We start from the raw sequence: 14011 nt of genomic DNA on the forward strand, positions 1-14011 counted from the left end.
TCAACAGTCAGGGTTGATTACTGCCCCACTGCCAAATGGTCTTTCCGTATTCCGCGCTCAAAGTAGGAAATTGTTCCCCGCGCTGGAAGTAGCGGCGCGAGTGCACGTCGGCTGGAGAGAAATAGAAACCCTCTTTCATGCACGTTTCGCCCGCATCGAACCGAGAATTTCCGACTTACAATGTCATGTTAGCTAACTCTGATTTTCATCCCATTGCCAGTACGTACTGCCATATTCTGACTCGTCCTTGGGAGCAATTTCCCCAAGCTGAAGGAATCGTCGACTACCCGGATGTGCGGGACTAAAATAGTATCCTGCCAAGTCGCAAACAGACCCGCCAGGTACTCGTCGATTCATCGTTGCGATCACCTCATCCTTCGCAAATAGCGCGCTTAGATCTTCGAATTCGCCCGGAACTATCTCAACAAGAGCCCAACGGGAAGAGCAACTCGAAAACGCTTGGCGCGCAACGGCCGCAGGTGCAAGTGAGGGATAAGGCTCGTCGTACAGGAATACCGAATCTTTGAAGACAGTTGCGTATGGCGAGGACGTTGCGAATGCAAACATTTTCTTCTCGTCAAACCAAAGAGCCTCGCGACCAACTGTCCGCAATGCAGCAAGACCGATCTCGTTAAAGGTGTTTGCAGCACGAAGCTTCGCCGCATCCGCCCCTTTCCAAACAAACTGCAACGATGCATGAGGATCGTCAAGAGCAACATATACGCCGGTCTCTGGCGGGATTTCCCCAGTCGATGCAATGACGTCTCCCCGAATTTGAAGTCTTGGAGCTTTAAGCATCAGGCTTATGAACGCAGGATAAACGTAGGCAAAACGATAATCGTTCCATTTATTCTGGTACTTATCGACGGATTTATCATGTGGAGCAGCGTATTCGCTGATTGTGGCAAGCGCAAGATTTAATAGTTTCTCCTCACCCGGAGTCGCCCACTCGGTGGAGTACTCAGCTACTCCTCTAAGAGACTCATTGACCGCAGTCGACCGGTATTTTCCTGATGTACGCAATGCAATATCTACAGCAAGCGACGCTTGCAGGTCCTTCAAGAACGGCCAAGCATTATTTTCCCAATTTTTGCTGAGATTTCTCTCGCCCCAGATCTTGCTCATCAACACTCTATCTCTGCCTTGGGTTTCTGCGGTCTTCAGCAGAGGCTCGACAAAACCGGCAATCAGATCACCAACCATTTTATGCAAGACGGCAAGGTATTCTACCGACGTAAAATGGTATAACATAACGGCTTGAGCTTTACGCCACTGCGTTAGGCAAATCGCATCGCCGCTTTTTTCAATATGATTCATAGTTAGCTCCCTAGCGATGTTTTCTGCCCAGGCAAATCTGGAAGGCCTATCTTCGCTGCCATCCCGGCTCCTTCGAATTCAGTATATCCCCATCCAGTTTCGAAAGGGCCGCTAATGTTCGGATGGTTTATTTTTTCGCGGACAGAAAGGTGTGAATCATAGAATGCCTTCTGCTGAGACGAATTCATCCTCGCGGCTTTCAAAGATACTTCACGTTGCGTCATCGGCTTGCCTAGTTTTGATGCTTTGCCACCACCTACTTTGTAGTACAACATCTCGTCATTCCGTGGATCCGCTCTATCTACCTTGAATACGATTTGTTCGTATCCGCCTTCCAACTGATAGCCAGGCAGGCTGTTTTTCGTTTGGCTCGAGGCTATACCTCGCCAAACATTTAACGATTCGCCAGCCTTGATATCGTAAACCACAAATTGTCCGTTAACGTTCCAGTCTGGCCATACGGCGAGAAATTTCCGCCAAGCCGATTTCGGATCAACGTCACTCTGGAGCCTTTTAAAAACTTCTTCGCTTACCCAACAATCACTCATTCCTCGACTGTTCGGGGCCAAGATACGATATAGACGAGCTGGCCCTGCAATTGTTGCAGCCGTTAACGTATGAAACGACCGAATGTTTTGATCGGTTAGCGAAGGAAATATATCCTTCGGATTCTTTGCTTTTCCGCTGGCTGTTGTGCTCGACGCTTTGGCATCAACGTCGAACCTCACATCATTCGGTTCTACTTCCGGATATACTAAATCCGCACGGTGGGTAAGCCATTTGGGCTTCCTCTTTCGCATCAGTGCTACTGCTGCTGATTCAGGAAGCGCGCCACGATAGTGGATATTCTTGGCGTCGACAATCCCGCTCTGTCGCTGCATCGACTCCTTTTCCAGTCGCATTACTGCAGTATCCACGATATCCTGCACCGGCTTTAGGGCTCGGGCAATTTGGAGGTTCGCGTTAGAGCGAATGGACTTTACCTGAACAAGAGCCTGATTTGCCTTCTGCCCAAGTACAGGAACATACTCGACCTTTCTTGCAAGCGCTTCTATAACTTTGATTACCCTGTCAAAGGTCTTCAGCAGTTCGCTAGCACTGATTTTACCGCGCGTTGCTTTAATCTCTTGCGCAAGCCACTTCAGAACCTCATCCACCTTGTGGCCCTTCAGGTATTCCTGCACTTGGCGCCGCCGGAGGAACGAAATTACCCAACTCATTGCCGCATCCACGGCCTCCGAAATTTTTTCTCCGCCCGAGCGTCTGACGAAGCCGAAAAATATCTTCAGAATGCCCTTCACTAGCGAACCCAGCGCTGGGAAAAGACCAATCAAAGTCAAGACAAGTGCCACCCAATTCCAAAGGTCAGTCTGGTCGCGCGAGAGTTTGCGGCAGTTTGCGATAAGGTCTCGCACATCGCATACCTGATCCACTAGGGGGATCATCGAAATACCGGCATCTACTAAAATTTGCGACGTTGATCGGTTCTCGTTGAAGTCTCCCTCGATCGCTTCCCAGAACCAAACGAACGGGTTCGTGTTTGGCTCGGGTGCCTCTTCCCCCGTCGCCCACGCCAACGCGTCGCGCATTTGTGTCGCATTTACGTCTGCCATCAAGTTTCCCTCGATTGAGCGCGATTTAGAAAGGAACAACCTTGCTTAGCTGAGCAGCTTTTCCAGCGGGTCATGCGACTGCTCTTTGATAGGCTTGCGTGGCGAGTACACAACTTTCTTGACAAACTTATTCAGGATATTCTCGTGCTGGGCCTGACCAGCCTTGTCGAGGGTTCCGGACAATACTGCACCTTCTTCAAAATGAATTTCATAGTCGGCCTCGGGTATTCCCTCCCCCAGCTCAGGGTCCAGATAGTGCAAGGCGATCCAATGCTTTGCTTCTTCGCTGAGCTCGCCTGGCAGATTCGGTGAGTTAGCCGCATTGCGCGCGCCGCTATCAAACAAATGCTTCCCCCCCTTTACCGAAAACTTCCCCGGACAAGCAAACGTAATATCGCCCCCCTCCAGCGTGATCGCCGACTGTCCCGCCTGCAGCACGATCTTTTGCTTGGCCTTGATCTCGATGCAGTCGTTCACGGAAATGACGGTGATCTCCTTGTCCGCCAAAATCTCCAGCTGATCCGTATGCGCCTGCAGCGACACTGGCCCGTTCCCGGCAATTGCCTGAATGCCGCCCGCATGCGTGAACAGACTGGCCGCGTTCCCTGCGACCGACGACACCGTATGTGCTGCGGCCAGGTGCAAGTCCGACTGGGTCGTCCAGTGCAGCTGCTGGCCAACGTGGATCAGGGTCGAGGCCGGGGTGGCCCAGTTGATGCTGGCGGCGGAGTCCATCAGGACGATGGCTGCGCCGAATTTTTCGACCGGCTGGTCGCTGTCGAGCTCGCGTGAGCCGGGCTTGGCCTTGAGTGCGGTGTGGCCGTTGACGGCGCCCGGATGCTTGCCCTTGGCCTTCGGATCGATCTGTTCGATGAAGCCGGCCTGCGCCTTTGCGGTGTCCTTGCTGAACAGGGCCTGCTGCTGCGCGGCGGCGTCGCCGAGAGTCTGGCCGAGCGATTTCGCGCCCTTGAGGAGGGAGACTGCCTCCGCCGCGTCCATCTGCGTCGACGTCACGCCGCTGCCCTGGCGCGTACGCGCGCTGGTCGACAACAGCCCCCCCTCTCCGCCGCGGACGATGCCCCAGGCGTCGGTGCGCAGCTCGAAGCCGCTGCCGCGGAAGGCGCCGCGCTGGGCCGATCCGGGTGTTTGCTGGATCAGGTAGCCGAGGTTCAGCTGGGTCGCGGCGGTGCTGGTGGCGAGCCGGGTGCGGACCTGGCCTTGGGTGTCGTCGAGCTGCCACTGGTTGAAGCCGCCGCCGTCGAAGTTGTGGGTGTGGATGCCGGACAGCGTACCGGCGTGGTTGACGCCCGAATCGACGCCGGCGGCGAAGGGCGGCGTGTCGGCGCCGTTGTAGAGCTGGGCATTGACCACGGGGCGGTCGATGTCGCCTTCGATGAAGTCGACCAGCACTTCGGTGCCGACGCGCGGGATGAATTGGGTGCCCCAGTTCGGGCCGGCGAGCGCTTCGGCCACGCGGACCCAGGTGCCCGAGGTCTCATTGCCGGGTGCGCAGCCCTTGTCGTCGGTGTCGTGCGCCATGCCGCCGGGGTTGGCGGCGCGGCCGCGCTGCCATGCGAACTGCACCCGGACCTGGTGGTCGCGGTTGGTCGTCGCGACCGAATCGCTGAGGCCAACCACCAGCGCGCACTGGGGTCCCGGCGCGGTGACCTTGTGCGGCGCGCTGGTGAGCGCCGGGACGATCGCCACCGCCTCGCGCACGCAGCCGAAGCTGTTGCGGTAGGTGCCGTTTTCGACGCCGTCCGCCTTGCCGGCGATCCCGGTGCGGAAGTTGTTGCGGGCGTCGTGCCTTACCCACAGCACCTTGAAACCGTTCTCGCCCTCGGGGTATCGATCGTGCTGGGTCAAGTTGAACACCTGGCCGGCAGCGAGCCTCCTTGCCGCGCCTGCACCCTCGAAGACCTTGTTCTCCATCTCGAGCGCCTGGAGCATCAGACTGCTGTGGACGTCGGCTGCACCTCGACCGCCTTGGCGGCGGTCGCTGGCGATGCGCTCGCCGCTGCCGTCGTAGAGCGCCAGCAGCGGCAGCTTGCCGGCGTCGAGCTGCGATTGCTGCTCGGCTCCAGGAGCGAACAATTGCGTGGGGTCCCAGCTGCTGATGGCGACACCGTTCGCCCTGACCGTGCGCCGTGCGCTGAACTGGTCGATGGCGTCGTCGCGTTCGGTGGCGCGTACGCCGTGGAAGCGGATCGGCTCCACGGCGGGCAGCTGCGCCCTGCTGTCGAAGACGACGAGGCGGTGCTGCCCCGCTGCGTGCTCGAAGCGCCAGCTCAGCCCTTCGGACGCGAGCAGCCGGACAAAAAAGTCGAGATCGCTCTCGCGGTACTGGGTGCAGATGGCGCGCGGCGGCAGTTCCTGGGTGATGTCGAAGTCGAAGGCGATGTGCGGATAGTCGGCCAGCAGTTCGGTGACGATCTCGCGCGCGTTCTTGTCCTGGAAGATGTAGCTGTCGCGCCGCAGCGCCAGCAGCGACAGCGCCGGCTCCAGCCGCAGGCGGTAGCGCGCCACGCCGCCGTCCGCCCCCAGCCAGGACGATCCGGTGCACAGGCCGTGCCAGTGGCGGCGGCTGCCATCCGGCTGCAGCAGCCCGACGGTGAGTTCCTCGCCGAGGAAGAGCGACAGGTCGAGGTCGGTCGAGGTGCTGAGCGCGTCGATCTCGAAGGAAAACAGTTCGTTGACCGCTTCGCGTCCCGTAAAACGCTCGGCCGCGAGCGCCTGGGGCAGCTCGCTGTCCTGGGCGGTGCTCAAGGTGATGAGGCGGGCATGCTGGCCGAGGCCGGTGCCGAACAGTCCGAGGGAGGAAAAATCAGGTGCGTTCATGCGCGCACCGCGACCGACATCGCTGCCATCTGCAAGCTCCTTTACTCCGGGAACATCGAACAGGCGAAGTTGACCGGATCAAGAAGCGCCGTTTGCGCCTGAAGATCTGATCTTTAGTTTAGCAACGGTTAATTTTAGTTTAGCAATTGTTCTTTTAGGCTTGACCGCGATCGGAGTTGATACGCGTCAATGGCGGGCAAATGCTCAGCCGGGTGGAGGCGTCGACGGCGCGGTCGCTTCGAGCGGCGCCAGGCCGCGCAGGCGCAGGGCGATGAGCATGGCCACCACCAGGATGGCGCCGAGCAGGCCGACCACGCCGAGCCAGCCGCCGTGTTCCCAGACATAGCCCGAGACCCAGCCGACCACGCTCGAGCCGAGGTAGTAGAAGAACAGGTAGAGCGCCGAGGCGAGCGCCTGCGGCGGCCGGGCGCGCCTGCCGACCCAGCTGCTGGCGACCGAGTGCGAAGCGAAGAAGCCGAAGGTGTACAGGCCGACGCCGGCCACGACGGCGGCCAGGTTGCCGAGCAGAGTCAGCAGCAATCCTGCGAACATCACCGACATCACCAGCCACAGCACGTTGCGCCGGCCCAGGCGGTCGGCCAGCCGGCCGGCCCACACGGAACTGAAAATGCCCAGCAGGTAGAGCACCGACAGCGCGCCGACGGCGCTCTGGCGCAGGCCGAACTCGGGCCCCAGCATGCGGTAGCCGATGTAGTTATAGAGGCTGACGAAGGAACCCATCAGCAGGAAGGACAGCGCGAAGAGCCAGGGCAGGCCGGCGTCGCGGGCGTGGCCGCGCATGCCGTCGGCCAGGCCGGCGAAGCCTCCCTGCCCCGGCCGGAAGCGTTTCGATGCGGGCAGGCTGCGCCAGAACTCCCAGGCGGCGTAGAGGCCGGCCGCGCCCAGCAGGCCGAGGGCCACGCGCCAGGAATAAAAATCGCTGATGACCGAGGCCAGCACGCGCCCGGTCATGCCGCCGAAGGCGCTGCCGCTGATGTACATGCCCATGGCCAGGCCGAGCGAGCTGCCTTCGATCTCTTCGCTCAGGTAGGCCATGGCGACCGCCGGCAGCCCGCCCAGCATGAAGCCGAGCAACGCGCGCAGCACCAGCAGCTGGGCGTAGTCGCTGGTGAAGGCGGCCAGCAGGGTCAAGGCGCCGCCGCTGAGCATGGAGGCGGCCATCAGGGGCTTACGGCCGAAGCGGTCGGACAGCACGCTCGACACCAGCAGCGAGACCGCCAGCGCGGCGGTGGAGATCGACAGCGCCAGGCTGCTCTGCGCCGGAGTCAGCGCAAAGTCGCGCGCCAGCAGGGGCATCAGGGGCTGCACGCTGTAGAGCAGCGCGAAGGTGGAAAAGCCGCCGAAGGCCATGGCGCGGTTGATGCGTTTGAAATCCGGGCTGCCGGCGGCGATGGCGGGTGAAGACATGGGGGATCCTGAACTCGAGTGTTCATGATACCGAAAAACGGCGGTGGCCATCGGAGGGGGCAGGAATCCTCGGGGACGCGGCCGTGGTCCTGTCGCGGCTAAGCTGACGTTATGAACGCGTGGACGGGGAACCCGTCCGCCCTACGTCCCTCCATTGTGCAAACTGGCGTACGCTCGCGTGCCTACGGATACTCCTGATCCAGCTCCGACCCCGCGTAATTCTCCAGCTCCGCCACCAATTGCTTCATCGGCGCCTTGGTCTGGATGCTCTTGAACACGGTGCAGGTGTCGCGGTAGGCCTGCACGCGCTCGGCGATGATGGCGCGGTGCGGTGCGGGCACCTTGTCCAGCAGCGCCGCCCAGCCGGCCTCGAAGTCGGGATTGTTCTTGCGTACCGAGCGCACGAAGGCCTCGAATTCCTTCTGGGTGGTGCGCGCGACGATGGTGCCGCCGCCGTCGATGGCGAAGATGATCGCCAGCGCGATCACGCCTTCGGCATTCAGGTCGGGATCCTTGACCGGGCCCTTGTAGTGGTTCTTGCGCAGCCACTGGGCGGCGTGCACGATCGCCTGCACGCCTTCGCGCTGCTTCACCTGGCCGAGGTAGCGCTCGTAGCCGCTCCAGCTTTCGGCCGGATCGGCCGTGCAGATGTCGACGAACAGTTCCTTCAGGCGGCGGTTCGCGTAGATCGGGTCGAGGTCGTACTCGCCGACCAGGCTGTCCTCGGGCAGCGCGGCCAGTTCGCGGATCATGCGGAAACCGGCCTGGAACACGTACTCGGCGCCGTCGGTAATCAGGATGTCGAGCGCGGTCTCGTCGCTGTCGTCGTCGACTAAATGCTCGAGGCCGAGCGACATCCCGCCCACGGTCAGCATCAGCGCGCGCTGGATGCCTTCGGCGGTGCGGTCGTTGGTGAACTTCTCGGCCACCATTGCGGTGACCGAGGACAGCTCGTCGGCCAGGGCGATCGCCTCGTCGGCGTCCGCCTGGGTCGGCAGCAGCTTGATCGCCCGCACCAGGCGCGGCAGTTTTTCGATGACGATTGCTGGCAACATCGACTGGGGCGCTCCGCTCACGAGAAGATGTCCGTGCCCATGCTCTTGCGCGTACTGCGGCGCGGCATGGTGCGGACCGACGGCACCTGCTTGCGCAGGCGGTACAGCAGGTCACGCGTAGAACGCTGCTGGAAGTTCGGGTCTTCGTCCGGATCGTCCGGGAACTCGGCCTCGGCCATCTCGTTGCTGTGGCGGAATTCGGGGAAGAGCTCGATCAGCGAACGCTCCCAGCCGTCCTCGCTGGCTTTCGCCAGGTCGATCGCCAGCGGCACGATGTCGCTGTCGGACGAGGTCTGGCCCGTCACGTAGCGGCCCTTCGAGTTGATTTCGCCGGCCACTTCCATGATCTCCTTCGGCGCCAGCGACCACAGGATGGCAAACACGGTCGCGCCGTGGTCGGTGGCCGATGCTTCGGCCAGCAGCTCGTGGCGGCGGTCTTCGTCGTCGGTCGCGTAGACCACGCCGTGCACGTGGTTGAACAGGCCCTCGGCGATGCGCTCCGGGTCGTCCTCGATCATGTTGTCGGGCCAGGTTGCGGCCAGGTAAGCCAGGCTCTCGGCCCAGGCCTTCGGCGGCACCAGCATGGTGGCCAGCGAGGTCTTGGCGCCGTCGAAGCCGGCCAGGTGCAGGGCCGTGACCTGCGGCGGCAGCGTAGCCAGGACTTCGGCCACGGCGTAGTCGCCATGCTCGTCGGCCGCCTGCGAGAACGCCTCTTCGGCGTGCTGCAGCGAGCCGGCCAGGACCAGCTCGCTGACCTGCCTGGTCAGTGCCGGCAGGTTGGCGCTGTTGCTTGCGCTGTTATCAGCATCGTCGCTCGCATTGCTGCTCATTCGCGTTCTCCTTCGCCGTCGAAGATCTGCGTGAAGTCGTCGGTCGCGCCCAAGTCGTCGTTCTCGTCGTCGTCGCCCTCGTCGTCCTTGCCGAGCTGCTCGAGCGACTGGTCGTCGTCTTCCCAGCGCTGCTGGTGCTTGTACAGGAAGGCGGTGATGATCGCCTGGCGTGCCAGCTCCGGATAGTTTTCGGTCATCGCCGCATACATGGCGGCCCCGTCTTCGCCCGTGCACTCGGCCATCGCAAACACGCGCGCTGGGTCGTCGCCTGCGTAGTCGGCCGCTTCGCGCATCAGGCCCTTCGGATCGAGGAACTTGATCTTGTCAACGAGGGCGAAGGCCATCAGGTTGACGTCGTCGATCCCCGAGCCGCCGGCGTATTCCGACACCAGCGCGCCGACCATCATGTCGTAGTTCTTGCGGTTCGGCGGGTCGCCCAGCGTGCCGTCAATCTGGCCTTCGAGTTCGCGCGACTGGTAGGCGAATTCGGGATGTACTTTTTTCATGTTGTTTCCTGTAATGGGGTAGCTCTGCCCGCCTGGGTCAGGCCTGCAAGGTAACGCCGTTGAGCGCGAACAGCGAGCGCCACAGTTCGAAGGCTTCGGCTTCGGCGTCGAGCACGATGCGGTGGTTCACGCTCTGGTTGTATTCTTCGCGCCTGGCGCGGTCCGACAGGATCTCGTAGGCCTTGGTAACGGCCTTGAAGCGCGCCTCCGCGCCCGGGGCCTGGTTGCGGTCGGGGTGGTAGCGCATCGCCAGCGAGCGGTAGACCTTCTTGATCTCCTCGTCGCTGGCATTCGGCGCGACGCCGAGGATCGCGTATAAATTTTCCACTTTTGGAACTCTCCGGCTATAGCCGAGAAACGGCAAAACGAGATTATCCTATAGAAAACGTCAACTTGACAGCGGCGCCGGCGCGATGGCAAACGCTGAATTGCTTTCTAAGTTGCTTCTAAGTTTCTTGTTAACGGCTTGCAAGACGCGCTGGCGCCCGCATATTTATTTCAGTATGGCCTTTGCATACGGGGCGAACCGTGCGCTCCACCACATAGGGAGGCCACTTGGAACCTGCCTGCGGTAAAATGCCGAGAACTTTACCTATCCAAACTCCCACTTTCATGAGTAACGACAAGAACAACGCGGCAGCGAATGCGCCGTCGTCGAATTTCCTGCGCGCCATTATCGACAACGACCTGGCGGCGGGCACCCACACGCGCGAAGGCATGCCTTCGGTCATCACCCGCTTCCCGCCGGAGCCCAACGGCTACCTGCACGTGGGCCATGCGAAATCGATCTGCCTGAACTTCGGCCTGGCGCGCGACTACGCCGGCCGTTGCCACCTGCGCTTCGACGACACCAACCCGGAGAAGGAAGACCAGGAATACGTCGACACGATCATGGACAGCGTCAAGTGGCTGGGCTTTTCGTGGGAGCAAGGCGGCGAGGAATACCTGCACTACGCCAGCGACTATTTCGACAAGCTCTACGCGATGGCCGAGTACCTGATCGAGCAGGGTTACGCCTATGTCGACAGCCAGAGCGCCGAAGACATGGCGAAGAACCGCGGCAACTTCGGTACGCCGGGCACGAACTCGCCCTTCCGCAACCGCCCGCGTGAAGAGTCGCTGCAGCTCTTCCGCGACATGAAGGCCGGCAAGTACAAGGATGGCGAGCACATCCTGCGCGCGAAGATGAGCGAGGACGCGATGGCGTCCCCGAACATGACCAACCGCGACCCGGCCCTGTACCGCATCCGCCATGCGCACCACCACCGCACGGGCGACGACTGGTGCATCTACCCGATGTACGACTTCACGCACCCGCTGTCGGACGCGATCGAATCGATCACCCATTCGATCTGCACCCTGGAATTCCAGGACCACCGCCCCTTCTACGACTGGCTGGTGAACACCCTGGCCGACGGCGGTTTCTTCCCGCGCCCGGTGCCGCGCCAGTACGAGATGGCACGGCTGAACTTAACGTACGTAGTCACGTCGAAGCGTAAATTGCGCGAGCTGGTCGATACGGGCGTGGTCACGGGCTGGGACGACCCGCGCATGCCGACCATCGTCGGCCTGCGCCGCCGCGGCTACACGCCGGAGTCGATCCAGCTGTTCTGCGAGCGCATCGGCGTCTCCAAGGCCGACGGCTGGATCGACATGAGCACCCTGGAAGGCGCGCTGCGCGACGACCTCGACCCGAAGGCGCCGCGCGCGATCGCCGTCCTGCGTCCGCTGAAGCTGATCGTGGATAACTTCCCGGAAGGCGAAGCGCACGAGTGCACCTCGCCGGTCCACCCGCACCACCCGGAATGGGGCGTGCGCACCTTCCCGTTCACGCGCGAGCTGTGGATCGAGCAGGAAGACTTCATGGAAACGCCAACCAAGGGCTATTTCCGCTTCACGCCGCCCGTGGGCGACCAGCCGGGCAGCCGCGTGCGCCTGAAGTACGGCTACGTGGTCGAGTGCACCGGCTACGACAAGGACGAAAACGGCAAGGTCACTGCCGTGCACGTGAAATACTTCGAGGATTCGAAGTCGGGCACGCCGGGCGCGGACAACTACAAGGTCAAGGGCAACATCACCTGGGTCAGCGCCGCCACCGCACTGGAAACCGAAGTGCGCCTCTACGACCGCCTGTTCACCGACCCGCAGCCGGACGCCGGCGGCAAGGACTTCAAGTCGCTGCTGAATCCGAACGCGCTGGAAACCGTCACCGCCTACCTGGAACCGGGCATGGCGGCGGCGCAGGCCGACCAGCGTTTCCAGTTCGAGCGCCACGGTTATTTCGTGGCCGACCGTGTCGATTCGCAGCCGGGCAAGCCGGTGTTCAATCGTGTGACGACGCTGAAGGATAGCTCGGGCAAGTAATTTCCCGTACGCTGCAAGCGATCCCGCCCCGGCCCTGCCGCGGCGGGATTTTTTTATGTCCGAACGCCTGCCACGCAACTATCAGCTTCGATAGGTTTCGGGCAATCGCTATCTGGAGGATTCTGATCCACATCAAACAAATGTACACATGGATCGGATGAGAACGGCCGACTGGATCACACAGATCAAATCGATCAAGCTCGGTTCCTGGTTGGGCGCACTGCTGTCGCTCAGTGTCGGCGTGGGCCTGTACGTCAGTACCAGCCAGTCGATCGAAGACGACGCGCGGGCGCGTTTTACTTACATGGCCAGCAACGTCCAGTCGACCCTGGATGGGCGCATCAACACGTATGCCCATTTGCTGCGGGGCACTGCCAGCCTGTTCCTGGCGGGAGACGAGATCACGCGCGATGAATTCCGCCGCTATGTCGAGGGGCTCGACCTGCCTCGCCACTTTCCCGGCGTTGAGTCGATCAACTTCGCCCAATACATTACCGACGCCGAACGCGACCGGTTCGAAGCGAAAATGTTGCAGAACATCGACGGACGCGGGCGCAACGCGACAATCCTTCCGGCAGGCCGGCGGCCCGAGTACACGGTACTGACCTTTCTGGAACCGAACGCGATCTGGATCGAGCGGACCGGCGTTGACTTGCACACGAAGCCAGGCGCGGCGGTGATCCTGGCGCATTCGCGCGATACAGGCGAAGTGTTGGCTTCGGGCGCGCCGGTGGATTCCGGATCGGTCGTGATGGGCCTGACGATGCGCTTGCCCGTGTACCGTACGCCCATGCTCCTGCCGGATGTGCGCCAGCGTCGTGCCGCCTATCTCGGAACGGTCGGAATTGGGTTCACTGTCAGCAGCCTCGCTCAGGGCGTCCTCGATAACATGCCGAAGAACGCGACGCGGCTCATGATTTCCGGGATGGCACCGATCAAAAATCCCGGCAGGGGGGCGGATATCTACCGCCGCACCGTGTTTTTCGACAACCGCCCGGGTGCCGTCCCCGACGAGCGGGTCGAGTTCCGCGCGCGGCTGCCGGTCGGTGTGAAGGGACGCGGCTGGGACCTCGATTTCAGCGTGAAAAAGCGCAGTATGTATTCCGAGATCGACAGCGTCCTGCCCTGGGTGGCAATGCTGGCGGGTATGGTCGGCACCGCTCTGCTGTCTGCGCTGTTCCAGACGCTCAGTTCCTCGCGCCGGCGCGCCATTAGTCTGGCCGAAGAGATGACCGGGGAATTGCGGGCAAGCGAAGCAAAGCTTCAGAAAACCAATGACAATCTGCGGCGCTTGGCGGCCCATGCGGAAAGCATCAAGGAAAGCGAGCGCAAACGCATCGCGAGGGAAATTCACGACGACCTCGGCCAGAACCTGCTGGCGCTGCGCATCGAGGTCGATTTGCTGGCCGCTCGCACCGACGCGCGCCACCCACGGCTGCATACGCGTGCGCGCTGGATGCTCGAGCAAATCGACGCCACCATCAAGAGCGTGCGCCAGATCATCAACGACCTGCGCCCGAACGTGCTCGACCTGGGCCTGACGGCCGCGGTCGACTGGCAAATCGCCGAGTTCCAGCGGCGCACCGGCCTCGCCTGCGAGCTGGTCTCCCACAATCACGACCTGCACGTGAGCGACCGCTGCGCGACCACGCTCTTCCGCATCCTCCAGGAATCTCTGACCAACGTGTCGCGCCACGCCCGCGCCAGCAAGGTACGGGTCGAGCTTGCTGTCGACCCCGACTCGATCTCGATGACCGTCAGCGACAACGGCATCGGTTTGACCAAGGCTGGCGTACAGAAGCCTGGCTCCTTCGGCCTGGTCGGTATCGAAGAGCGGGTGCGCATCCTTGGCGGAAAGTGCCTCATCACCAGCGGACCGGATGGCGGGACCACCGTCCATGTCTCGATCCCCGCAGCCGACAACCTGCTTGCCGTGTCCCCGGTGCTTGGCAACCCGCCAACAGCGGTATTCGATGATGCGTAGCTGCGACCGGCACAGGAAATTGTACACATCACTTACCGGCGCATATCAAGGAGGAAAAGGGCCCAACCTAAACACC

Annotated in this window: 10 protein-coding genes; 2 read left to right on the forward strand and 8 right to left on the reverse strand. The window is 61.6% G+C overall.

What is annotated here, in order from left to right; all coding sequences use genetic code 11:
* Nucleotides 1-192 precede the first annotated feature (192 nt).
* The 8 genes from ACWCIA_RS17615 to ACWCIA_RS17650 form a co-directional block, all read right to left on the reverse strand.
* Nucleotides 193-1317, reverse strand: a complete 1125-nt coding sequence (locus ACWCIA_RS17615) for a hypothetical protein (protein ID WP_454165317.1) — start codon at nucleotides 1315-1317, stop codon at nucleotides 193-195.
* 2 nt (nucleotides 1318-1319) lie between these two features.
* Entirely contained in the window at nucleotides 1320-2930 is a 1611-nt protein-coding gene (locus ACWCIA_RS17620) for a hypothetical protein (protein WP_454165318.1), read from the reverse strand.
* A gap of 45 nt (nucleotides 2931-2975) precedes the next feature.
* Complete coding sequence (locus tag ACWCIA_RS17625) at nucleotides 2976-5768, reverse strand: type VI secretion system Vgr family protein (protein ID WP_454165320.1); 2793 nt, start codon at nucleotides 5766-5768, stop codon at nucleotides 2976-2978.
* A 204-nt stretch (nucleotides 5769-5972) separates the two neighbouring features.
* Nucleotides 5973-7196 (reverse strand): MFS transporter, encoded by a 1224-nt coding sequence (locus ACWCIA_RS17630; RefSeq protein WP_454165322.1) that lies wholly within the window; start codon nucleotides 7194-7196, stop codon nucleotides 5973-5975.
* 182 nt (nucleotides 7197-7378) lie between these two features.
* Nucleotides 7379-8251 carry a hypothetical protein gene (locus ACWCIA_RS17635; RefSeq protein WP_454165324.1) on the reverse strand — a complete coding sequence of 291 codons (873 nt, stop codon included), beginning with the start codon at nucleotides 8249-8251 and terminating at the stop codon, nucleotides 7379-7381.
* Between the two features lie 17 nt (nucleotides 8252-8268).
* Nucleotides 8269-9081: a hypothetical protein gene (locus ACWCIA_RS17640; protein WP_454165326.1), complete on the reverse strand. Its 813-nt coding sequence runs from the start codon at nucleotides 9079-9081 to the stop codon at nucleotides 8269-8271.
* Nucleotides 9078-9587 carry a hypothetical protein gene (locus ACWCIA_RS17645; protein ID WP_454165328.1) on the reverse strand — a complete coding sequence of 170 codons (510 nt, stop codon included), beginning with the start codon at nucleotides 9585-9587 and terminating at the stop codon, nucleotides 9078-9080. The genes ACWCIA_RS17640 and ACWCIA_RS17645 overlap by 4 nt, the downstream gene beginning before the upstream one ends.
* 37 nt (nucleotides 9588-9624) lie before the next feature.
* Nucleotides 9625-9915, reverse strand: a complete 291-nt coding sequence (locus ACWCIA_RS17650) for a DnaJ domain-containing protein (RefSeq protein ID WP_454165330.1) — start codon at nucleotides 9913-9915, stop codon at nucleotides 9625-9627.
* Between the two features lie 284 nt (nucleotides 9916-10199).
* On the opposite strand from ACWCIA_RS17650, the gene ACWCIA_RS17655 reads away from it, so the two are divergent.
* Together ACWCIA_RS17655 and ACWCIA_RS17660 are read left to right on the forward strand one after the other, a co-directional pair.
* Entirely contained in the window at nucleotides 10200-11951 is a 1752-nt protein-coding gene (locus ACWCIA_RS17655) for a glutamine--tRNA ligase/YqeY domain fusion protein (RefSeq protein WP_454165332.1), read from the forward strand.
* Between the two features lie 148 nt (nucleotides 11952-12099).
* On the forward strand, nucleotides 12100-13935 hold the full coding sequence (locus ACWCIA_RS17660; protein ID WP_454165334.1) for a CHASE domain-containing protein: 1836 nt from the start codon (nucleotides 12100-12102) through the stop codon (nucleotides 13933-13935).
* Nucleotides 13936-14011 lie beyond the last annotated feature (76 nt).

The organism is Massilia sp. SYSU DXS3249 (genome assembly GCF_053668055.1).